At 46.2% G+C, this 21,769-nt stretch carries 24 protein-coding genes and 1 pseudogene; 13 read left to right on the top strand and 12 right to left on the bottom strand.

The genetic code is table 11. The annotated features are described in order from the left end of the window. Nucleotides 1-29: 29 nt before the first annotated feature. Together ACSAZK_RS14910 and ACSAZK_RS14905 are read right to left on the bottom strand one after the other, a co-directional pair. Complete coding sequence (locus tag ACSAZK_RS14910) at nt 30-368, bottom strand: cupin domain-containing protein (RefSeq protein ID WP_440954854.1); 339 nt, start codon at nt 366-368, stop codon at nt 30-32. Between the two features lie 376 nt (nt 369-744). After that, on the bottom strand, nt 745-1,404 hold the full coding sequence (locus tag ACSAZK_RS14905) for an NAD(P)/FAD-dependent oxidoreductase (RefSeq protein ID WP_440954853.1): 660 nt from the start codon (nt 1,402-1,404) through the stop codon (nt 745-747). A gap of 193 nt (nt 1,405-1,597) precedes the next feature. Between ACSAZK_RS14905 and ACSAZK_RS14900 the strand changes: the two genes are divergently transcribed. Together ACSAZK_RS14900 and ACSAZK_RS14895 are read left to right on the top strand one after the other, a co-directional pair. Next, complete coding sequence (locus tag ACSAZK_RS14900; RefSeq protein WP_440954852.1) at nt 1,598-1,975, top strand: winged helix-turn-helix transcriptional regulator; 378 nt, start codon at nt 1,598-1,600, stop codon at nt 1,973-1,975. After that, the gene (locus ACSAZK_RS14895) at nt 1,965-2,132 is read left to right on the top strand and encodes a hypothetical protein (RefSeq protein ID WP_440954851.1); all 168 of its coding nucleotides are present in this window, start codon (nt 1,965-1,967) and stop codon (nt 2,130-2,132) included. Before ACSAZK_RS14900 ends, ACSAZK_RS14895 begins: the two co-directional genes overlap by 11 nt. Nucleotides 2,133-2,217: 85 nt before the next feature. On the opposite strand, the gene ACSAZK_RS14890 is transcribed toward ACSAZK_RS14895, so the two are convergent. After that, nucleotides 2,218-2,889, bottom strand: a complete 672-nt coding sequence (locus ACSAZK_RS14890) for an NAD(P)/FAD-dependent oxidoreductase (RefSeq protein WP_440954850.1) — start codon at nt 2,887-2,889, stop codon at nt 2,218-2,220. 178 nt (nt 2,890-3,067) lie between these two features. On the opposite strand from ACSAZK_RS14890, the gene ACSAZK_RS14885 reads away from it, so the two are divergent. Together ACSAZK_RS14885 and ACSAZK_RS14880 are read left to right on the top strand one after the other, a co-directional pair. Next, nucleotides 3,068-3,424 carry a winged helix-turn-helix transcriptional regulator gene (locus tag ACSAZK_RS14885; RefSeq protein WP_440954849.1) on the top strand — a complete coding sequence of 119 codons (357 nt, stop codon included), beginning with the start codon at nt 3,068-3,070 and terminating at the stop codon, nt 3,422-3,424. Between the two features lie 271 nt (nt 3,425-3,695). Continuing rightward, nucleotides 3,696-5,063, top strand: a complete 1,368-nt coding sequence (locus tag ACSAZK_RS14880) for an acetate--CoA ligase family protein (RefSeq protein ID WP_440954848.1) — start codon at nt 3,696-3,698, stop codon at nt 5,061-5,063. A gap of 47 nt (nt 5,064-5,110) precedes the next feature. Here ACSAZK_RS14880 and ACSAZK_RS14875 read toward each other — a convergent pair whose 3' ends face one another. Both ACSAZK_RS14875 and ACSAZK_RS14870 read right to left on the bottom strand, forming a co-directional pair. Beyond that, a complete protein-coding gene (locus ACSAZK_RS14875; protein WP_440954847.1) occupies nt 5,111-6,244 on the bottom strand; it encodes a Glu/Leu/Phe/Val family dehydrogenase in 1,134 nt (377 codons plus the stop codon). 107 nt (nt 6,245-6,351) lie between these two features. After that, the gene (locus ACSAZK_RS14870; RefSeq protein ID WP_440954846.1) at nt 6,352-6,744 is read right to left on the bottom strand and encodes a DUF169 domain-containing protein; all 393 of its coding nucleotides are present in this window, start codon (nt 6,742-6,744) and stop codon (nt 6,352-6,354) included. A gap of 195 nt (nt 6,745-6,939) precedes the next feature. Between ACSAZK_RS14870 and ACSAZK_RS14865 the strand changes: the two genes are divergently transcribed. Next, nucleotides 6,940-7,371: a MarR family winged helix-turn-helix transcriptional regulator gene (locus tag ACSAZK_RS14865; protein WP_440954845.1), complete on the top strand. Its 432-nt coding sequence runs from the start codon at nt 6,940-6,942 to the stop codon at nt 7,369-7,371. A gap of 29 nt (nt 7,372-7,400) precedes the next feature. Here ACSAZK_RS14865 and ACSAZK_RS14860 read toward each other — a convergent pair whose 3' ends face one another. Together ACSAZK_RS14860 and ACSAZK_RS14855 are read right to left on the bottom strand one after the other, a co-directional pair. Next, on the bottom strand, nt 7,401-8,732 hold the full coding sequence (locus ACSAZK_RS14860; RefSeq protein ID WP_440954844.1) for an MFS transporter: 1,332 nt from the start codon (nt 8,730-8,732) through the stop codon (nt 7,401-7,403). 58 nt (nt 8,733-8,790) lie between these two features. Beyond that, nucleotides 8,791-9,336: a flavodoxin family protein gene (locus ACSAZK_RS14855; protein ID WP_440954843.1), complete on the bottom strand. Its 546-nt coding sequence runs from the start codon at nt 9,334-9,336 to the stop codon at nt 8,791-8,793. 160 nt (nt 9,337-9,496) lie between these two features. Between ACSAZK_RS14855 and ACSAZK_RS14850 the strand changes: the two genes are divergently transcribed. Further along, complete coding sequence (locus ACSAZK_RS14850; protein WP_440957036.1) at nt 9,497-9,910, top strand: MarR family winged helix-turn-helix transcriptional regulator; 414 nt, start codon at nt 9,497-9,499, stop codon at nt 9,908-9,910. Nucleotides 9,911-9,946: 36 nt separating this feature from the next. Here the strand turns inward: ACSAZK_RS14850 and ACSAZK_RS14845 are convergent, their stop codons facing one another. The 3 genes from ACSAZK_RS14845 to ACSAZK_RS14835 all read right to left on the bottom strand — a co-directional run bounded on the left by ACSAZK_RS14845 (nt 9,947) and on the right by ACSAZK_RS14835 (nt 12,064). Further along, nucleotides 9,947-10,399 (bottom strand): DUF356 domain-containing protein, encoded by a 453-nt coding sequence (locus ACSAZK_RS14845; RefSeq protein ID WP_048180012.1) that lies wholly within the window; start codon nt 10,397-10,399, stop codon nt 9,947-9,949. 541 nt (nt 10,400-10,940) lie between these two features. Continuing rightward, nucleotides 10,941-11,345: a hypothetical protein gene (locus ACSAZK_RS14840; RefSeq protein WP_440954842.1), complete on the bottom strand. Its 405-nt coding sequence runs from the start codon at nt 11,343-11,345 to the stop codon at nt 10,941-10,943. A 509-nt stretch (nt 11,346-11,854) separates the two neighbouring features. Next, entirely contained in the window at nt 11,855-12,064 is a 210-nt protein-coding gene (locus ACSAZK_RS14835) for a hypothetical protein (RefSeq protein ID WP_440954841.1), read from the bottom strand. 499 nt (nt 12,065-12,563) lie between these two features. Between ACSAZK_RS14835 and ACSAZK_RS14830 the strand changes: the two are divergent. Further along, nucleotides 12,564-12,830, top strand: a pseudogene (locus tag ACSAZK_RS14830) (ISH3-like element ISMba14 family transposase); the annotation flags it as partial. A gap of 315 nt (nt 12,831-13,145) precedes the next feature. Continuing rightward, nucleotides 13,146-13,586: an SRPBCC family protein gene (locus ACSAZK_RS14825; protein WP_440954840.1), complete on the top strand. Its 441-nt coding sequence runs from the start codon at nt 13,146-13,148 to the stop codon at nt 13,584-13,586. 196 nt (nt 13,587-13,782) lie between these two features. On the opposite strand, the gene ACSAZK_RS14820 is transcribed toward ACSAZK_RS14825, so the two are convergent. Continuing rightward, nucleotides 13,783-14,754 (bottom strand): hypothetical protein, encoded by a 972-nt coding sequence (locus ACSAZK_RS14820; protein ID WP_440954839.1) that lies wholly within the window; start codon nt 14,752-14,754, stop codon nt 13,783-13,785. Nucleotides 14,755-15,041: 287 nt separating this feature from the next. On the opposite strand from ACSAZK_RS14820, the gene ACSAZK_RS14815 reads away from it, so the two are divergent. Next, nucleotides 15,042-15,170 carry a hypothetical protein gene (locus ACSAZK_RS14815; RefSeq protein ID WP_440954838.1) on the top strand — a complete coding sequence of 43 codons (129 nt, stop codon included), beginning with the start codon at nt 15,042-15,044 and terminating at the stop codon, nt 15,168-15,170. Between the two features lie 337 nt (nt 15,171-15,507). On the opposite strand, the gene ACSAZK_RS14810 is transcribed toward ACSAZK_RS14815, so the two are convergent. Then, nucleotides 15,508-16,278, bottom strand: a complete 771-nt coding sequence (locus ACSAZK_RS14810; protein WP_440954837.1) for a hypothetical protein — start codon at nt 16,276-16,278, stop codon at nt 15,508-15,510. Between the two features lie 271 nt (nt 16,279-16,549). Here ACSAZK_RS14810 and ACSAZK_RS14805 point away from each other — a divergent pair, with 271 nt between their 5' ends. The 4 genes from ACSAZK_RS14805 to ACSAZK_RS14790 all read left to right on the top strand — a co-directional run bounded on the left by ACSAZK_RS14805 (nt 16,550) and on the right by ACSAZK_RS14790 (nt 21,513). Next, nucleotides 16,550-16,807: a hypothetical protein gene (locus ACSAZK_RS14805; RefSeq protein WP_440954836.1), complete on the top strand. Its 258-nt coding sequence runs from the start codon at nt 16,550-16,552 to the stop codon at nt 16,805-16,807. A 289-nt stretch (nt 16,808-17,096) separates the two neighbouring features. Further along, nucleotides 17,097-18,524: an MATE family efflux transporter gene (locus ACSAZK_RS14800; RefSeq protein WP_440954835.1), complete on the top strand. Its 1,428-nt coding sequence runs from the start codon at nt 17,097-17,099 to the stop codon at nt 18,522-18,524. Between the two features lie 242 nt (nt 18,525-18,766). Continuing rightward, nucleotides 18,767-19,702 carry a cache domain-containing protein gene (locus ACSAZK_RS14795; RefSeq protein ID WP_440954834.1) on the top strand — a complete coding sequence of 312 codons (936 nt, stop codon included), beginning with the start codon at nt 18,767-18,769 and terminating at the stop codon, nt 19,700-19,702. Between the two features lie 362 nt (nt 19,703-20,064). Then, nucleotides 20,065-21,513, top strand: coding sequence for an MATE family efflux transporter (locus ACSAZK_RS14790; protein WP_440954833.1), 1,449 nt, complete (start codon nt 20,065-20,067; stop codon nt 21,511-21,513). The last annotated feature ends 256 nt before the right edge of the window (nt 21,514-21,769 follow it).

Below are 21,769 nucleotides of genomic sequence, written 5' to 3'. Positions count from 1 at the left end.
CGAGAACTCACCGGAAATTAAGAAATAATTTACAGCATGCGCGTTTTATCCTTCTGCCTGGGAGCTTTTACGACGAGTACCCTGAAGGTCCCATCTCCGGGATTCAGAAGACGGTGGGGGATTTTTGCAGGACTTTCTATAATCATGTCCCGGCTGACTCTCACCTGTTCGTCCCCGATCTCAACGGCTCCGTTTCCTTCGAGTACGTAGAAAAACACGTCCACCGGTGTGATGTGTTTTTTCAGGGATTCCCCGGGCTTGAGTTCGATATGTACCGCCTGAGCATTTTCGTTATCATAGAGCATGCGGACACTCACATTGTGAGGGTTCGGCTTTTCAGGTGCTGATTTCAGGTCCGTTATTTTCATATGATTCCCTCTTTTTGACCGGTTTTTTTTCCGTTTTTGATTAACTTGGTTTCTCCAGATATGCCGGAACCCCGAGGAAGGTAATCCCTCCCCATGTATCAGAATGTTCAACATTTTAGTGCTCACAGTGTGTGAAAATCCTCAATATACCCAAATATTTAAGATGTTGAACTTCTTGTTGAATTAATCCTCAATATACCCAAATTTTTAAGATGTTGAATTCCTTGTTAAATTTATTGTTAAATATCTTAATTGTGAAAGACCCGTTGGAAGCCCCGGAAATAAAAGGAAAATGGGGCTGCGGGCCTTATAGGAGGAAACAATTTAAAGTGGACATTCTGCAACAGCATTCACGGCAGCAGTACAATCCTGGCACTCACAGCCCGGTCTGCTTTTTGAATTCTTCCAGGCCGATGCTCTCGATGAAAGAGCCGAGCCGCTTTTTCGTACCGGAATTTTGGTAGAAATTAACGATCTTATCCACGGCTTCCAGGACCTCCTCTTCGGAGAGTTCCTTTGCCACGGGTTCGGCAAGCCTGGGTTTTGCCCCGGCAGCGCCGCCGACCATCAAGGTGTACCCTTTTGCAGTGCCCATAATTCCGACATCCTTGATCGCGGGCTCGGAACAGGAGTTAGGGCAGCCGGAAACGGCCATTTTGAACTTGGAAGGCATGGCCATCCCGTGGTACTTATCGTCCAGCTTCAGGCCGAGGCCCACTGCGTCCTGCTTGCCCTGCTTGCAGAAGGTCGTGCCCGGACAGAACTTGACGCTCCTTACACAGAGCCCTATGGCCGCTCCGGGCGCCATCCCGAGGTCGTCCCAGGCAGCGTCGAGGTCTTCTTCTTTCAGCCCTACGATTGCAATCCGCTGGGCAGAAGTCGCCTTGAGGGCTGCGGCACCATATTTTTCCGCAACGTCAGCAAGTTTCCTGAGGACTGACGGATCCATAATTCCGCCGGGCAGGTGGGGGGCTATTGCGTATGTTTCACGGTCTCTCTGAACGATTGCGCCTTTTTCAGGTAAATTTTGTTTCAAATTTTTTGCCTCCTCTTTTACCCATTCCATTTTTCACCCTGCATCCGGCTGTTTTTATTCCGTTTTCGGACGTACGGCATCTTTTCGGGTAAGGAATATGGTTGATCACAATATCTTGTTTACATGGTATCTTTTAGGTACTGATATATTAAAGATACTAATTTATATAGTAGACAGTTTCTATCTTCATACCATGAAAGAATGCGCTGTATATGTCAAGGACTGCACCGTCTACAAAACAATGAACATTGTTGGGAAAAGATGGACCATTCATATCCTCCTGGAACTACACAAAGGAGAAAAAAAGGAAAAACGCTTCAATGAACTGAAAAGAAAGCTCGGAAGCATAACCCCGAAAACCCTTTCGGAAAGGCTGACAGAGCTTGAACATGAAGGCCTTATCGAAAAAAACCTCGACAACTCCACCAACCCCCCGAAGTCCGAGTATTTCCTGACGGAGAGCGGGAGGGATTTCATAAAAATAATCATGGGCATCAAAAGATGGGGCCTGAAATGGAAGTTCAAGAACAAAGAATGTGAAAAGGCGGTCTGCAAGTACTGTGATATCTAACGTGATATCCAACCGGGAAGATAAGGAAATCCAAAAGAAACCTGAAAGAAATAGCATAGCAGTAAAGAAGAAGAAGAAGAAGAAGAAGAAAGAAAGAAAGAAAGAAAGAAAGAAAGTAGCGGCACGCAGAGGTAAACCAACACAAATAAAAAAATAAAAAAATTCGTTTTTGGAGGAAACGAATTTTAAAAATAAAAAATGAAGGGATTAACCTAAAAATGAAAAAGTGATGGGAAAAAACTTTATTTTTCCCAGAGGCCTACTTCCTTTTTGAACTCTTCAAGGCCTACCTGGTCTATGATTGTTCCGAGTCTCTTCCTGTTTTCTCCGTATTCTTTGAAGAAATCAATGATCCTGTCGACGGCTTCCAGAACTTCGTCTTCAGTGAGACCTTTTGCCACGACATCTGCAAGCCTCGGTTTCAGCCCGGCAGCGCCGCCTACCATAAGGGTGTAGCCTTTTGCGGTGCCCATGACCCCGACATCCTTAATTACGGGTTCGGAACAGGAACTCGGGCAGCCCGAAACAGCCATTTTAAACATGTAAGGAAGCTTTACACCCCTGTATTTCTCTTCCAGTTTCAACCCGAGACTTACGGCATCCTGCTGGCCTTTCCTGCAAAAGGTCGTACCCGGGCAGAACTTGACAGCCTTTACAAAGGGTCCGGCAACGATTCCGGCGTCCATCCCGAGTTCTTCCCAGGCGGCGTCAATATCTTCTTCCTGTAAGCCCACGATTGCCATCTTCTGTTCGGAGGTCATTTTCAGGGTGGCAGCCCCGTATTTCTCCGCAACATCCGCAATCTTTCTCAGGGTTGCAGGGTCAACAAGCCCTCCGGGGGTCCTTGGAGCAATTACGTAGGTTTCTCCGTCACGCTGGATGATAGCATTTTTTTCAGGTATTGTCTTCTTCATGGGTATCGCCTCAACATACATTGCAAAAAATATCAGGATTTATGCAAAGATTTTACTCCTGCATCCCTAATAAAGGAATGTCCGGAGAAAATATACATCCATCTTTTGTTGGGTATCCTTTTAATAGTAGTATTTTAAAGATACTTGTTTATATAAGGACAGTATCCATGTTTATACCATGAAAAACTGCACTGTTTACAAAACGATGAATGTCATGGGGAAGCGCTGGACCATCCACATCCTGCTTGAGCTATATAAGGGGGAAAAGAAAGAAAAAGGCTTTAACGAGCTTAAAAGGAAGCTTGGAGGAGTCACCCCGAGAATTCTGTCAGCCCGCCTGACAGAACTTGAAAGTGAAGGGCTGATCATAAAGCAAACCGATAACTCCACATTTCCAGGGAGGTCCGAGTATTTCCTAACAGAAAGCGGGGAGGACTTTATCCGCGTGATCCAGGAAATAAAAAAATGGGGGTCGAAGTGGAAATTTAAAAACAGTGAATGCGACAGGTCTGTTTGCAAATACTGCGACCTTTGAATTCCCGGCGTTTAAAGGTCCGGGAAATTTAAGGTCCAGAAAAATTAGGCCCTCAAATGTAAGCTGAAGCAAAAACCCGAGGGGGACATCAACAGGATGTCTGCGGGGTCCGGGCTCGATGACACGGATAGTGCCGGAAGATTTTTTGCAACTAACTTTCCTGAAAAACGGGGAGTTGAAACCCATAAGGCCATTGATATTCTTTTATACAAACGAGCCCTAAATTATATTGGGAAATGGGGAGGAATCCACAGAATCCTGGGGGTAGTTAATGAGCACTGGGGAAAATCTGGACTTTTTCTTTAAACCTGAAAGTATCGCCCTTATAGGGGCATCCCCGAATCCCGAAAAGCTTTCTTACACAATCCTTGAAAGCCTCCGTGAGATCGGTTTCGGAGGAAAAATTTATGCAGTAAACCCCGGATACCGGGAAATAGAAGGGCTCAAATGTTACGCATCTGTGGAGGAAATAGAGGATGAAATCGACATTGCCGTTTTTGCAGTCCCGGCTACGGCTGTCCTTGAAATCCTGAGAGGCACCGTTGAAAATATAAAAGGGGCGGTTATCGTCAGTTCGGGTTTCCGGGAAACGGGAGAAGAAGGAAAAGGGATGGAAGCCGAACTGAAAAGCCTTCTCAAGGAAAAAAATATCCGGGCTATAGGCCCGAACTGCCTGGGGATATATGATACCGTATCGAAGGTGGACACCTTCTTTATCGGGAGCGACAAGATCGAAAGGCCCCCAAGAAACGGAATTTCCGTGCTTACCCAGAGCGGGTCCTTTGCAGCCATGATAATGGACGAGCTGGCAAACGAGGGAATGGGGGTTGCAAGGGTAATAAGTTACGGGAACAAAGCCGATATTGATGAAAACGACTGCCTTGAGTTCCTCGCAGCCGATGAAGCCACAAAAGTCGCGGTCCTCTATATCGAATCCGTGGGAGACGGCAGAAAGTTCCTTGATGTAGCCTCCCGCTGCGCAAGAAAAAAACCCGTTGTCGCCCTCAAGGTCGGGAAGCGGGAAACCGGGGCAAAGGCGGCCAGTTCCCATACAGGCGCCGTGAGCGGGATGTATGAGGCTTATGAAGCTGCTTTCCGAAAAGCAGGAATCATCGAAGTGGCAGGGTATGAGGAGCTGAAAGACGCCTGTAAAGTCCTGAGCAGGTATCCCCCGGTCAGGGGAAAAAGAGTCCTTATCATAACCGACGGTGGAGGAATAGGGATTTCCATTGCCGATGCCTGTGAAGATGCCGGCCTTGAAGTCCCCGGACTCCCGCCTGAGGCTGTCAGCAGGCTGAAAGGAAGCCTTCCTGCATTTGCGGCAGTAAGAAACCCCATGGACCTGACAGGAAATGTCCGGGACGAGCACTACCTGGCTGCCCTCCGGGAAGCTTTCGGGGACGGATACGACATTGCAATAGTAAGCCTGCTCTGGGGACCACCCCTGCTTTCGGAAGGAGTAGCTGAAAAAATAAAGGAATTTGCCGAAAATTCCGGAAAGCCGGTTATCATCTGCTCCCCGGGAGGAAAGTTCCCCCGGAAAATGACTTCGGCTTTCACGGTAAACGGGATTCCGGTCTTTTACAGCCCGGAAAGTGCAGTCAGGGCAGCGGCAGTGCTTTGCGGGCGTAAAAAATGAAAAAGCTTCGAGAAATACTGATGAAAAAAAAATGGAAAAATTTAAAATCACACAAACCCGGGCGCCGAAGAAAAGAGCGACCAGCGCCTGTACTTCATTGCCCTTTTTACCCTTTCAATTGCGAGTTTTACAGCAGCTTCCCTGGGGCTGATTCCTTTTCTCAGTGACGCCTCAAGCACGAGTTCCGTGTTGTGGCGCACCTTTTCTTCTATTGACCCGAAGGCTGCACACTGGGTGGACCCCTGGTATTCGGAAGCTGCGCAGATCACGCCCCCGGCGTTTGCGATGAAATCAGGGATATAGAGAATTCCTCTTTCGTGAAGGATTTTCTCCGCCCCTTCCGTGACAGGGATGTTTGCTCCTTCCACCACCAGTTTAGTGTCCAGGAGATGCACGTTGTCTTCGGTTATCACATCCGGGCGGGCGGCAGGGATCCAGATTTCACAGGGCAAGCCTATGACTGCATCCCGGTCAAGCTTTTCCCCGACAGGGTAACCGGTTACGCTCTTCCCTTCTTTTTTGAGCATGGTAAGGATCTCCACATCAAGACCTTCGGGATTATAGACCGTTCCCCGGGAGTCGGCCACGGCAACAATCACGGCTCCTCTTTCACTGAGGAAACGGGCTGCATTTTTCCCGACAGCCCCAAAACCCTGGATAGCCACCCTTGCACCCTTCAGTTCGAAATCGCAGTAGCGGAGAGCCACCTCCGTTGCATGGGTAACTCCCCAGCCGGTAGCCCCGATCTCGTCCAGGGGAATCCCGCCGACTTCACAGGGAAGGCCGACGACTCTCCCGATCTCGTCTTTAATGCAGGCCATGCAGACCTCATCGGTCCCCATGTCAGGGGCAAAGATGTACTCGTCCGTATACCTGAGAGCAGAGGCAAGCGCCCTGAGCATCTTGCTTTTCTTCTCCTGCGGCATCTTCGGGTCCCCGTACATGACGATCTTTCCGCCCCCGTAAGGAAGATCGGAAGCGGCATTTTTAAGGGTCATGGCCCGCGCCAGCCTGAAACACTCCTCGGTACTGACATCAGGCGCCATCCTGACCCCTCCTATTGCAGGTCCCCTGGCCACATTGTCCACCACCAGCACGGCTTTCAGGTCAACCGAAGGTTCGTAAACGTGAATGATCTTAAATGGCCCAAGCTCATCAGCAAATCTGAACATGTTTTCCATAAACTATTGCCCCCCATCGAAAACCTATGCCCGGCAGGATAAAAATTCCGGACTTAATTTCCTAAAATAAATATGGAACTGCCCATTAAAATGTTTTCCGATGATCCTTATTCGGCACCTGTAAGTATCTCCCACGAAGGAGAATCAAGGAGCCCGTTTTCGACCTCTGCTTCCATCTCAAGAAAGAGCCTGTACGGCACGGCAAAGGTGAGCATGTCGTCTCCCATAACTCTCCTGATGTGCTTCCGGGCTGCCAGGTCCGTGAATCCCAGGATATCCCTCGGGTTTTTGGATTCTTCCTCCCTGTACAGGTAGATCCCCATCTGCTGGCAGGCTACCGCCCCGGCAGGTGTGAAAACCTCCTCTGATTTGTCCCTGACTACCCCGGCCAGAGTCGCACGTCCCGAGAACTGGAGGGCTCCTTCGGGTTTTTCATCACTCCAGAGGATAGCCACCGGTTCAAAAGAAAGCTTGGATGAACTGGCAATTTTGCTTTCCATTCTATCACCACATGGTTGTTTACACAACAAATGACAAATAAGTTGCCTTGGCAACTATATATGGATCCTAAAGGCTGTAGAATTCCCCCCGGAACTTTTCCGCAGGAAGCAATTTAAAGTAACTCCGCTGCTTATACAACTAAGCAGACAACTCAAACCAAACCCTCCAAACATCAATAAAAAGAGGACAATGATATGGAAAAACTGGAACCGATAGGCAAAGTAATTTCGTACATTTACAGGTACCAGCGGATTTTCCTGGACAAAGAACTGGAACCATACGGTATCGGCAGCGGGCAGTTTAGCTTTATGATGTCGCTTTACTTAAAGGACGGAGTAAAACAGGAGACCCTTGCCAGAATGTACAAAATGGACAAAGCCACCGCTGCACGAGCAATAAAAAAGCTGGAGGAAACCGGCTATGTCTACAGGAAACAGGATGCAGAAGACAAAAGAGCATACAATGTCATTTTAACTGAAAAAGGAAAGGACATAGAAGCAAAAATGAAAGAAATAGCCATAAAGTGGAACAATATCGTGCTAGCAGGTTTCAGTGAAGAGGAAAAAAGACTTAACGCTGCGCTTTTTGAAAGGATAGAGCAGAATATAACTGAACTTTTTGATTGAAAAGCTTAGCTACATTCCTGCAACAAAAGTTAATTCTCTCCCACAAACAAAGACCCGGTTTCATATTCCTGTTCGTGTACATTTCTATGTTCGCGTGTATTTCCCCCTACTTCTTCATGCCCACTTCCGGCCCTGAATTTGCCCCTTACAAGCCAGCTCAGGCCCGCTACTGCCAGCCCAAAAGCTCCCGCAAACAGAAAAACCATTTCAAGCCCGAAACTGGCCAGCACAAAGCCAAATACAATTGGGGAGAGTGTTTGCCCCAGGTATTTTGTGGTATTGTACACTGATATTATACTGCCTTTGGAATCCTTTGGTGCAATTTGAAGAATCAGGGTATCAGCGATGATCTGGGAAAGCCCGAATCCCAGGCCGAAGAGGAGCAAAAGGAAAAAAAGTGTGATTTTAGAATGTACAATTCCTATCATTGCTACAGCAAGGCCCGCAAAGCCGAAACCTGCGCCTGCAAGGCAGATCATGGGATACCTTAATGTAAGGGACTTCACCCTTGCTGCAATCAGAATAACCGTTATTCCCGTAATGCTTAATGCAAGCCCTGCCTCCTTTGACGTATACCCGAATTCGGCCTTGAGCATAAAAGGCAGGTATATTACCAGCGCATAGAGCAGGAAAAAAATTGCAAAACTCAGGAATATCGTATGAAATATTTTAAAGTCCAGAAATGGCTTTAAAAGTTCCGAAAAAGTCTTTTTGTTTCTATCTCCATTCTGTTTTCCGTTATTCTTATCTCTGTCCTTCTCTTGGTCCAGCTTTCCGGTTTTCCTGACTCTGTACTCCGACACTGTTGGATTTGTTTCAGGAAGGCATACCGCCGCAAATAGAGCCAGGGGCAGGGTAAGGGTATAGAAAAGGAAGGGCAGGTTCCAGCTATGTGAGGCCAGCAGGCCTCCTATAAGGGGGGAAAACACCGAACCAATGGCATTTGTCATGCCCACCCTGCTTGTAGCATGCACCCTTTCAGGACCAGAGTAGAGATCCCCTATCAGCAGCATTGAGAGCAGCATCATGCCTGCAACCCCTATTCCCTGAAGGAAACGAAGGATAAGGAGGGTTTCGAGATCCGTTGCAAAATAAGCCGCAAGCCCTGTAAATCCATAGAGAACAAGGCAGAAAATAAGGATCTTTTTGCGCGGTATGCGGTCCGTAAAGGGGCCGAGGACGAGAGAAAATAGCGCTGTGGAAAAGGTTATGGCCGAAACCAACATCCCGATATTTTGCGCTGTTGTTTGCAGGGGTCCTACCATTCCCGGGAACACGGGGCCCAGCAGAGCCCCTGCCGACATCCCAAAAAAGACCGTCAGGCAGATGATAAAAAGATGGATTTTTTTGTTAGTTTTCATAATAGTACTCTCATTGTTCTGTTTTTCAAGGTCCGCGAGTCGTTTTTCAAGGCTCCTTTTATTGCAGATTCTTTCCGATCTCCCGTGCCTTTACCAGCAGCGCTTCCTGCTCAAGAATGTCGTTCATCCCCAGGGTCCCGGCCGCGGCAACCGTGCCTTTCACGTCGAACCCCACATGTGAAAAGATCCCTTCCATATACTCAAAATACTTACCGTAGGTATCCACATTGGGGTTTCCCTGGGTATATGCGAGTACGAGCTTCTTTCCGGCCAGGGGTTTTGAACTGTCATGGACAAGGGGGTGTAAGCGGTCCACAAAAAGTTTGGCCTGGGCGCTGATTTCCCCCATGTAGACGGGAGAACCAAGCACCAGGACATCGGCTTTCTCTATTTCCCTGTAGAGTTCCTGCATATCGTCTTCAAGGATACAGGTCCCTTTCTTCAGGCAGGCGGAACAGGCCTTGCAGCCACTAAGATTCATTTTTGCGAGATTATACACGGCGGACTCGGCTCCGTTTTCCGAGGCACCTGCAAGGATTTCCTTTACGAGTTTCGCAGTGTTTCCTTTAATCCGAGGACTTCCTATCAATCCGAGAACTTTCATGAAGATTACTCCTTTTTCCAAAAGATTGTCACAGATTGTTGCGCTTGCAACTATAGGTGTTAACTCGGCAGTTTGTATAAAAAAGTTGCGTGTGCAACCATGGTGGATGTACAAAAAGATGAAAAATAAAGCATAAGGAACAACTTCCCCTTCAAAACCGATAGGCAAAGTAATTTCGTACATTTACAGGTACCAGCGGATATTCCTGGACAAAGAACTGGAACTATACGGAATCGGCAGCGGGCAGTTCAGCTTTATGATGTCGCTTTTAAGGAAGGAAGGCGTCAGACAGGAAGACCTTGCAAAAAAGTATAAAATGGACAAAGCCACCGCTGCACGGGCAACAAAAAAGCTGGAAAGCACAGGCTACGTGTACAGGCAGCAGGACCCGGGAGATAAAAAGGCATACAGGGTATTCGTTACTGAAAAAGGAAGAAGCCTGGAAGAAAAAATGAGGAAAATAGCCCTGAAATGGGATTCGACCGTTTTTTCAGGTTTCAGTAAGGAAGAAAAGCAGTTACAAACTGCTTTTCTGGAAAGAATGGAGCAGAATGTATCCGGGATTTTTGAGTGAAACAAGAATGTTTCAACAAAACCGGATCACATGCCGTTATTCAGTCTTAACCGGCTCTTCTGCCACCAATTCTTTGCTTTCTTCTTCCTGTTTACCTGATTCCACCATTTCCTGAACAGTGTCCGGGACTTCCGGCTTCTCCCGCGGAGTTAGCACCCGGTCAAATTCCGGATAGAGCCGGAACTTGCCTGAAAGTTCCTCGAATACTTTATGTTTGGGACTGATGATGACTACATGCGCCGGGGGATGAATCTTCTTCAACCTGCTAATAGCCAACCCGGCGTGGTTTTTCAATTCAACAAGTGCTGCAGAATTGCACTTTGACTTGAGGGACACTCCCATTACACTAACAAGAAGTTCGTCGGCATAGTTTGCTTCGATACTTCTGGGAGAGGCTGAAAACTGAATGTCCCCATACCGTTCCAGATCATGTAATGCTATTTTTACTTTGTCAGAGTTGTCTGCTCGAACTAATGCGAAAGATTTCATTTTTTACACACCACTAATATATTAAAGATATTCCCAATCCATATAATACTTTTCCGATAAATAATCAGAAGGAGTGTCACAATATAAATAAACTTCTAAATAAATATCAGGTTACCCTAATCAAGCAGGCAACCCTAATAAAGAAGGTAGTTTTAAGTCAGGCTTCCATCTGTATTAAAATCTTCGAATTAAATCGAATTGGAATTGTTTTTATCCTGTTTGAAATTATATTAGAACAGGCTTGAAATTATGGCGTAATATGCCGGAACAAAAGTCCCGCCTTGAGATACCTCACTTTTTAACTTAAAAATCCCAAATCTCCGAATAATTTTACTTCCTCAGATAAGTCCCAACCAACCACGGCGCAAGAAAAGTGGTAAGAAGCACAAGAACCCACACCCTACCCTTAAAAATGTTATAATCTGCAAGCAATTTTTCCCACCCGAGTTCCGCTTCGGCAGTGCGCTGTCCTTCCCGAATTGCGCCTCGGGAGTACGCGGTCCTTTTCGCTCACTTCGTTCGCTCAAGAGGACTGTTTATTTCATGACCTCAGATAGGTACCAACCATCCAAGGCGCTAGAAAAGTGGTAAGAAGCACGAGAACCCACACCCTACCCTTAAAAATATTGTAATCGGCAAGCAACCGTTCCCAGGGATGCCCCATAACATAGTGCCCGAAGAGAAATTCAAACGCAACAGTCAATACAAGCCAGAGAGCCCCGATCAAAAGCAAATCATTCCCGGCAAGGTCGGCATCCAGATAACCGAGAAAAAGATAGGTCAAAGCTAAAATAATTCCCATGAAAGTGAATGTACTGATAACGTGCCCCGCATGTTCCCCCAATTTCGGGGTTATGAGTACTTCTCTGAATGTCGCATTCAGGATAGCTGCAATAACGAATATGAACCACATTCCAAGAGCATAAAGGAGAATTCCCGAATCCATTTTCATCGATTCCTGATTTTTGACGATTTGCAAAGTATTCAGTGTACGATCAGTATATTCATTTGTGGACTCATATCCTATTAAATGTTTTTCGACTTGCTTTCTAGGTACCGAGGCTCTCACCGGCCGCAGAGCGAAGCGAAGCGGACGGCTTTTCCAGAATGGGAATTAAGAAGAGCAGGCAAAAAAAGAAAAAACGGAAGCAAACGAGATGCAAACAAATTAAATATTCCAAAAAAGGCTCGGTGCTTTATTCCGAGGAATACACCGAGGGCAAACTGGAAAAATTAAGCTTTAAGGTCACCAATTGTGTGCGAGATAATTGACCGAGTATAAGGTATTGTTCCCATAGTCCATTAGCTGTTCTCAAGGGGCTTTTTGAGCAATAGCAAAGCAAATATCATCCACCTACCGCTCTCATAAACCAAGCATAATCACCAAGATCGAATTCATGACAGTAAAAAAGATTCTGAAGTTTATTTTTAAAATCCATACTTGTCCTCCACCCTTCAATCATAATCGCCTCTGGCAAATTTACCGAGAATAGTGCCTATTGTTAAGGCCAGTATCGAACCAACTACGATTAAGATACCCTCAACAATATTCTGCTCTCCAAATATCACATAAATTCCGAACCAGAATCCAAAAAATCCGCCCAAGAAGAGTGGTAATCCAACAAGGCTGGCCACGGTCTTGAGTAGTACGTCAAAGAATTCCATAACGACATCTCCTCGAGAAAAGCGCTTAATCGGAACATGGAGGGAGTTCACACCACCCCTCTTCACACACCACTGGCTACATATTGCAAACAGGTTTAATTCGAGCAGCTACACTTCCGCCAGCTTTATGCCCATCATTTCCGTCAATGGAACCGGGATCAAAGCCCAACTCCGTCAATTTACTCTCAACCTCTTTGACCAAGTCCCCTTTCTAACTGGAATTTAGATACATACTCTTTCCCCTTTTGAACTGATATTCAAATATTGAAATGAAGAAGCTACCATAACACTGAGTAGAGTCAATAATACTGCCAAGATTTCATCACTTATCGTTAGACCACTTCCCAATTCTTGTCAGTACTTCCGAATAACCCAAGTTCAGAAGTCCCATTATTGAACATTGACAAATATATCAGATAAACCGAAAAAATTCTAACGGATCATAGAATTCATTTGTGAAGCAAAATAAAATGATTTCGTGCCCATAAGAACCCCATGAATAGAAACAGCCATCTTGGTAGCTGTATCCTCAGAATTGTTTGATAAATATGATATAATAACCTTGTCAGTATCGGCAAATTATGTATGACAGGACGCCCAGAAAGTATTGTTGCCTGCTGCAAAGCCTCCTACAAACTCTCTTGAATCCGCAATTAATGACCTCAAAAGCAAAAATCTCGATATCTTCAAGACGATGAAACCTGAAAACACGATTCATGACATTGTGATTGATTTTCATAACATTGAATATTACGGAAATAAAAACTTCTTAGTATGAAAGGGATAAAACAAAAGATTTTTCAGCCGAGTTCCGCTTCGTGATCACAGAAAATTGGACATTTTCTGGGAGTTGAACTGTAAGTGCAACAGCGAGCGTCCTTTTCTCTGTGCTTGAGAGAAACCGGACGCCAAAGGCGTCTGGCTTTTCCAGAATGAAAAATAAGAAGAGCGTGCAAAAAAAGAAAAAGCGACAGTAAACGAGATACAAAAGGGATGCAAACAAATTCAAATTTTAAGATCCATGAGATAAAAACAAGTATTGCAGCCAATAATATAAACACGGGAAAAATGGGGCTGCAATATGACTACATTGAAAGATTCCGTAATAATAAACCGACCACCTGAGGCCGTCTTTGAATGGTTTACCCATTTTACGGAAAACTATCGATCCTGGCACAAAGACCACATACTTGCTAAGTGGGTCAAAGGAAAAAACTTAGAAAAAGGCTCTGTACTTTATGCCGAGGAATACCTTGGGGGCAGACTGGAAAAATTGAGCTTCGAGATTACAAACTGTGTACCGAATGAATTGATCGAATATAAGGTACTGTTCCCTGAGTCCATTGTCTGTTCAGGAGGATCTTTTTCGATAGAGCCTTACAATGGCGGGAGCGTTTTTACTGCCACGCTTTCTTTTCGGTTTGGTGGGGTGCTTTCGAAGGTTGCCGGGAAGAGGGCTGAAGCCATCAGGGTGCATATGAAGGAAGAAGGGGAGAATCTGAAGGTGTTGTTGGAGAAATGAGGGGAAAACTATTGGCTTTTTAATTAAAGAACATATGCAGCAAAGACAGTTTTTGCACATATTCAGCCGCAATAAAAGATAATTCGTGTTTATTCTAAGCATTTCCCGAGTTCAAATCATCACTTGTAAAAATTAGATAAAAGTAATTACATTGAATACCCAAAAATGAAAAAGGGAGAAAGAACAAGAAGTAGTCTTATTCCCTACGGTATACATAGAATACAATTGCAATGCTCGATATACCTGCAATGATTCCAAAACCTGGTGCAGAACTGGACGAGGATGAAGACTTGGACTCAGATGTTGAAGGAAGCCTGTCATTCATTGACTCCCATGCCCAATCTGTATCATCCTCTATCCAGGCATACATCTTACCATAGTCAATGATTTTCTTGTAATCATCATTCAGATTGCCAAGTTGCTGAAGGTCTGCCTCTTCATAATCATTCCATTCACTCTTTGTAATCCCGTATGCAGAACTGGTATCGGTGAATTCATCATATATTACCGGATATTTTTCAATTGCCTCATTTACGCTTGCTTGCGAATCCTTATAGTTATTGTTAAGTTGAATTGAAAGGTCCATGAACTGATCGATATTCTCATCGTTAGCACCGTTGGCGTAGATATCGTTTATGATATCTACCAACTCTTGAGAGACCAAAATCTCAGCCTGTAAGTCGTTCACCAATTTATTACATAGTTCGCTTGCTTCTTTAGCAGCATCAATTTCATCCTGGCTCCGAGCTGCGATTTCAATTTCGTCCCAGAATTCCTGGGAGTCATCCCAGGAATTAATCTCTTCACGGGTAATTCCGATGTTATCACTATAAACAGTCAAATAATCATACTCTAATACATCAAGAGCAACCATATGAACCTTTGAAACACCGTAATAGATCAATCTGTCAGAAACAATTTCACCATTTGACTTGTCTACTATGAAAAAGGTTCCTATATAGTCACCGGCCCCTCCAGAATCTAGAGCTACGACGAAATAATCAACGCCCTTATAATTATATGGACCATAACTGACGGAAGTTTCACCATCAAGAACATATTCCTCAACTACTTTACTGGCCTCGTACTCACTAGTATCAGCTAAAGCTACACTGGAAAGAGAGATGAGCACTCCAATTACAAAGCAAAGCATCAGAATTCGCTTCAAATATTAACCTCCTATGAAAATTAAATAAGCAATAGAACATTAAAGCATTTTTGGTAAAACTCGACGAATATCTGAGAAATCCTCATTTTTTAAATATATAAAGGTACAAATATCTGAAAATTTAGACATTTAGTTGAATAAGGGAATTCTTGAAAAAAAACCTTATATTCGGCATGTCGACATAAAATTTCAAACATTTTTCATGATGCTACTTTTGAACCAAAGATCTCTAACTGAAAATTGACGAGCCATACGTTTCTCAAATTCTACGGAACACAATCGTAGAAATGAACCTGCCTGTCCTGAAAAACGCAAGCTCCGAACGCCTGGGTTTCAACAAAAGAATCAAGCTTCTGGAAGACGCCGAATTCATCGAACTCCTCAAAAGCCGGAATCCCTGCAAAATCCTCAATTAATGCAAGTTATTTCGTTTTTGTAGAATTTTTTTCTGGTTTTGGTTTCACCATGATGTAGTACACCAAATAATAGAGAAGTCCCTTGCTGGCGTTTTCTTCTGAAATCGTTTATTCTCAGTCATTTTGGAAAACGCCGCTTGCTAAAGCAAGCGGTGAGGGCCCCTGCAATCGATACGAAGGAGATAACAACCGGATTCGAAATTGGAATTAAGCCCGAGCACAAATTGGGGCCATTTCAAGCGATAGAACAAGATTTCTACAGAGCCCCTGGCTTATCCTATCTGGGAGTTGAAGATGAAAAAGGAATTAGGGGCTTCAGCAATTTCATGAAAGATTTTCAATCCGGGTCCCGAGAATGCTGCTCTTCATCAAGCCTGTCGTATAGCTTTTTCAAAGCCCTTCGCAGCCTGCGGACTTCTGCTTTCCACAACTTTTTATCGGAGGCGAGACAGGAATCGAACTTCAGGGCTGCGATCTTTGCATAGTCCCTGGAAATTTTCCCGTTGCTCCAGGAAAGGCCGAAAGACAGGTCGGTTTTTTTGATGCTGTATTTTTCGTGGACCAGGAATTCATAAAGTTCAGGGATAAGAGCCGGTTCCGGTTCTGGCTCAGGATTTGGCTTCGGCCCCATTTGCGGCATTTTTCCATGGTTTTCGGGAAAGCTGAGGGAAAGCCCGGCCAGGTTCCGGAGGCAGTGCAGGACTTCCTGCCTTTCTACGTAGAACTTTTCCGAGTTTGCGAGTTCAAGCAGTTCCCGGAATTCAAGGAAAATGTCCGTCTGCCCGAAACCCGCGGGCAGGGTTTTTCCAAGGAAGATCAGGACATGGATACATTCGTGGAAGAGAATCTTTGAGATAAGGAACTCGATTCTTTCCTGAAGGTTCCACAACCTTTCGACAAGTTCCTCGTCCCACAACTCGTAAGGATTTACCAGGATAAGGGACCTGTAGATGATTTTTCTGGATTTTGCACAAACGACCCGCTCCGGCTCGACGGCCAGGCCCTGCATCATCCCGAAAAACTGGACTCTCACTGCAAGCTCCCAGCAGTGCTCCCAGGCTCCGGAGCGCACACATTTTACCCGGTAATACCGCCCGTCAAAATGCACCTTTTTTATTAGCCGGTAAAGATCCCTGCTTTGTTCTTTAATAAGGGCTTTTATGCTGGGCTCCCGGTAAATGTTCAGATTGAGAGAGGGAAGCCCGGAAGGAAAAGACGGGTAAGACGGGTAAGACGGGCAAGGAAGGCAAGGAGGGTAATCAGGAGCAGGAAAGGAAGCAGCAGGGACAGCAGCAGAGAGACCTGAAGAAGAAAAGGGAAAAGGGAAGGGAGCAGTAGAGACAGGAAAGGAAGCAGGAAAAGAAGCAGGAAAAGTGGAATTGACAGGTGAAGATGCAGGAGAAAACTTGCCCCGAGTTCCCTGCACCTTCAAACAGTCTTTTTTCCTCGCTGAGGCCTTATTTATCCCCAATGTCTTAGCTTCCTGCTTCAAGTATGTACCCCCACCAGGTTCAATGGTTCATCTTAAATCCGGAAAAAGGCAAAACGAGAAAGAGGCCTGGCATCAGACCCTCTTAATTGACTGCATTCCCCCGGCTTTTATAGAATGGTTTAGTATTAATGCAATGATAATGTAATACTAAATTTTAATTTAGTAATAACATATGACAATAATCATCAAACAATAAATACTTTTTCTTAAAAATTAAAACATTAGTAATAATAAAAATAGACACAAAAATTCATGGTTTCCTGGAGACAGCAAAGTCAGATGAATACTAATCGGACAAAGTACTGACAGATTTGAGCATTGAAAATCCGCTTACATCGATAAATTAAGAAAATGTTAAAGGCAAAGGAAACATAAAAAGAATGGAACTTAAAACGGAACCCTTAAACTAAGGGGTCCTAAAACGGCGGGGAAAAATGGTAAACGGCGAAGCAGAAAGCAAGAAGTTCGGAGCTCATCCTCCCACGGGAAAAACCACGGTAGGGGTCGATATCCTCCTGGGGGACCCGAAAAAAGCTGTTATCAAACTCTCTATCCCGATCATTGTTGCCATGTCGGTGCAGACCATTTACAGCCTTACCGATACTTTCTGGGTGGCAGGGCTCGGGGCGGACGCCCTGGCTGCCGTGGGCTTTGCTTTTCCATTCTTTTTTATCCAGATGGCACTTACCAACGGGCTCGGGATCGGGGGAGGGGCTGCGATTTCCCGGCGGATCGGGGCAAGGGACAAGGCTGGCGTGGACAATGTGGCCGTGCACACCTTTGTGATGATGGCCATACTCACGGTATTTTTTACGGCACTTGCTCTCTATCTCGTAGAAGACCTCTTCATGTACAGCGGAGCGGGAGATGTAACAGGGCTCGGTGTGGCTTATGCAAGGGTCCTCTTTATGGGGAGTTTTGTATTCTTTTTCAGCAACTCGGCAAATTCCATCCTGCGGAGTGAAGGAGACTCGAAGCGTTCCATGCAGGCGCTGGTCATCGGTTCGGTCCTGAACATAATTTTCGACCCAATTTTTATCTACACCTTTGACCTCGGGGTGGCAGGGGCTGCCTGGGCAACGATTGCTTCCTACGCCATATCCGGGGTGCTGATGTTTTACTGGTTCTTCGTGAAAAAAGACACCTACGTCTCTTTCTCCTTCCGGGGCTTCAAGTTCGACCGGGAGATTATCATGGACATCTTCAGGGTGGGCATCCCCTCCTCGGTCCAGCAGGTAGCCCTTGCCATGACCGCCCTGCTCATGAACCTCATCATCGTCGCGGTGAGCAGCACGGACGGGGTTGCCGTCTACTCCACAGGCTGGAGGGTTGCCACAATAGCGATTGCTCCCCTGGTCGGGATTGCCAGCGCCATGGTCGCCATCGGCGGGGCTGCCATCGGGGAAAATGACTATAAAAAAGCAAAGGAAGCCCACATCTATGCAACGGAAATCGGGGTCCTGGTAGAAGCAGCCATGGGGATCGTGATCTTTTTCTTTGCAGCCGATATTGCAGCCGTCTTCACCCAGGCCGAAACCGCAGCCCGGATCGCCCCAGAACTGACCCGGCTCTTGAAAATCATGACATTCTTCTACCCCTCGGTTGCCTTCGGGATGATCTCAGCCTCCCTCTTCCAGGGAGCAGGAAAAGGCACAAGCGCCCTTATCGCAACCCTTCTCAGGAGCCTTGTAATGACTCCCCTCTTTGCCGTGATCTTCGCCTACGGCTTCGAATGGGGGCTGCCCGGGGTCTGGTGGGGGCTGGTTGCGGGGACGGTAATCGGGTCGGTTATTACTTTTGTGTGGGCGCAGGTTTATTTGAGGTGCATGATTAAGGCGGGGGAGGCTGGAGGGAAGTGTTGAAAATACAAAAAGTCTGATTTCGGCAGGTTCATACTATCACCTGCATGATTTGCCAGCATCATTTTACCGGTAACATTTTGTCAGCATCACTTTTTCAGCACAATTTTGCCAGTGCCGTTTTTTAGTATCATTTTATTCAGCACAACTTTGTCAGTACCATTTTTCAGAACTCATGTTTCCAAAAATATATGCTTTTCTGGACATATCTGAAACCATTATAACAAGCCTTTCCAGGTCGGAATATGAGAAACTCAAAACTTTGTATCCAGCTTATCCTGGTAATTTTTTTAATATTAGCTATTTCAGGCTGTGCCCAGCAGGAAGAGCAAATCCAGGAAGAAGATGAAGGTGAAGAAGGAGAAGAAGCCCTGGCTGAAAGTGAGTCAGAACAGCAGCAGCAGTCCGGGCTTACGGCTCAGAAAGACTCGATTGCTTTGAAGGTCAATGAAGCTGTGGACCTCGTTGAAGAGGAAGGAGCAGAAGCCTTTCCCGAATTCAGGGAAGAAGGCGGAGAATGGTTCCGGGGTGATTCTTACATCTTTATCTGGAATACCAACGGGACAAGGGTTGTCTATCCCCCTGACCCGAGCGGGGAAGGGGAGGACGTAAGCGGGCTGACGGACTTCAACGGAAAGCCCATAGGAGAGCTCTTCATCGAGACCGCACTCAGCGAAAGCGGGGAGGGCTGGGTATCCTACGAATGGCCGAAACCCGGGGAAACGGAACCCTCGACCAAGTACAGTTTCATAAAAAGAGCCGAATTCGGCGGAGAGACGTACCTTGTGGGTGACGGTTTTTATGTGGAGGACTACCTCTTCACGAGAAATATCGGGGATTGCGAATTCATCAATGCGACCGGTGTTTCGCTCTGTGAGTTCATGCACCCCGGAAGAACGGATACTGAGCTTGGGGTCGATTACAGCATTGCATACGTGCTCATGGAACCCGGAGAAAAGAACCTTCCACACAGGCTTTCAAACCCCGAAGTCCATTATGTCCTCGAAGGTTCCGGGACGATTTACATTAACGATGTGCCCTTAAGCCTCAATGAAGGAAAGCTCGTCCATGTCCCTGCAAACGAAATTCAGTATGTAGAAAATACGGGAAATTCCCCACTCGGGCTCCTCGTCATAGACCAGCCTGCCTGGGCAGAAGAAAATGAGGAGATCGTGGAGTGAACATTGGGAATCCGGGATGCCTCTTTTTTACATTTTTTCAACCCATTTCCGTCCTTTTTCAACCCATTTCCGTCCTTTTTCAACCCATTTCCGTCCTTTTTCAACCCATTTCCGTCCTTTTTCAACCCATTTCCGTCCTTTTTCAACCCATTTTCAACCATTTTTCGTATTTTTTAATCCTTTTTTCAGCTCTTTCGTTTAGCCTTCTTAAATTACCCCTCAGTTTCCCGCCTTTCAACGCCCTCAAAAAAATCAAAATATATAAATACAGCGTCCAATGTTTGGTTAGAAATCAAACTGAAAACCAATCCCTATAAAATCAATCTTGATCGAAAAACAAGCAGGAATCCAGAGCGCTAAAAATGCAAGAAAAAACACCCGGAAAAATATCCGGAACCGAGAACCTTTCAAGTTTGGAGGGCAAAAAGACAGAGGGTGTAAAAACCCTTCACGGGGACCCTAAAAAAGCCATCAGGAAACTGGCAATCCCCATGATAGTGGCAATGTCCGTGCAGACAATCTACACCCTTGTGGACACCTTCTGGGTCTCGGGACTCGGGGCGGATGCCCTGGCAGCCATGGGTTTCATCTTTCCTTTCTTTTTCATCCAGATGGCCCTGAGCAACGGGCTTGGAATTGGCGGGGGAGCCGCGATTTCCCGCAGGATAGGAGCCAGGGACAAAGCCGGGGCTGACAACGTTGCCGTGCACACAATCGTCATAATGCTGCTGATTGTAGCTGTTTTTACCATACTTTCCCTTTACTTCCTGAAAGAAATCTTCATATTCAGCGGAGCAGGCAGAACAGCCCCCCTGGCGATTGCATATTCAAAGGTGATCTTCGGAGGCAGCCTCATTGTCTTTTTCGCAAACGTCGGAAACGCGATCATCCGAAGCGAAGGGGACTCAAAAAGAGCCATGCAGGCCATGGTGCTCGGATCAGGCCTGAACATCATACTCGACCCGATATTCATCTATACCCTTGGAATGGGAATAGCAGGGGCTGCCTGGGCAACCCTTATTTCTTTCGGGCTTTCCTGCGCCCTGATGCTGTACTGGCTCTTTGTCAGGAAGGACAGTTATGTCTCCTTTGACTTCCGGGGCTTCAAACCCGACAGGGGAATTACCCGGGACATCTTCAGGGTAGGGCTCCCTGCCTCCATGCAGCAGGTCACGATGGCCCTGATGGCGCTTATCATGAACCTCATCATCGTTGCGGTCAGCAACACTGACGGGGTAGCTGTCTATTCCACGGGCTGGAGGGTCGTAACCATTGCAATCGCGCCCCTTATAGGCATTTCAATGGCTGTGGTCTCGGTATCAGGGGCAGCTTTCGGGGCGGGAGACTTCGAAAAAGCCAGGACCACCCATTCCTATGCAATAAAACTCGGGCTGATGATTGAAGCTGGAATCGCAATCGGGACTTTTATGCTCGCCCCCTGGATAGCTGCAGCCTTTACCCGGGCTGAAGCCGCAGCCCATATCGCTCCCGACCTGACCGCCTTCCTCAAGATCATCTGCATCTTCTACCCCACCGTATCCCTGGGGATGCTTTCGTCCTCCCTTTTCCAGGGCGCAGGTAAAGGCATGAACTCCCTTGCAGCAACCATTATCAGGACCCTTGTATTTACCCCACTTTTTGCACTGCTCTTTGCCTTCGCACTCGACATGGGACAGACCGGAGTCTGGTGGGGGCTCGTAACGGGCAACGGGCTCGGGGCAATGGTTGCCTATGTCTGGGCAAGATATTACCTGAGCGGGCTTTTGAAAACCGAACACCCGACGACGGTGACGGTGGAGAGTACAGCCTGAGAAAAAAGCTAGAGACTGAAAAAAGCTGTAGCCGAAAAAGCTATACCAGAAACAGATATACCAGAAACAGATATACCAGAAACAGATATAGCTTGAGATAAAACGTGGCCTGAGATAAAACCGTGACCCGGGAAAAAACATTTCCCTCTCATTTTTATTCTTATTTTTCAATTTAGCTTCTTACAGTCATTCTTCTTCCAAGCATTTTTTAAATTCAGCTTTATCCGATAACCCGTTTACCAAACATTTTTTCTGG

This window comes from Methanosarcina sediminis (assembly GCF_052056915.1).
Taxonomy (GTDB): domain Archaea; phylum Halobacteriota; class Methanosarcinia; order Methanosarcinales; family Methanosarcinaceae; genus MTP4.
The sequence above is the reverse complement of the archived record's forward strand: the minus strand, read 5'-3'. Positions and strand labels throughout refer to the sequence as shown.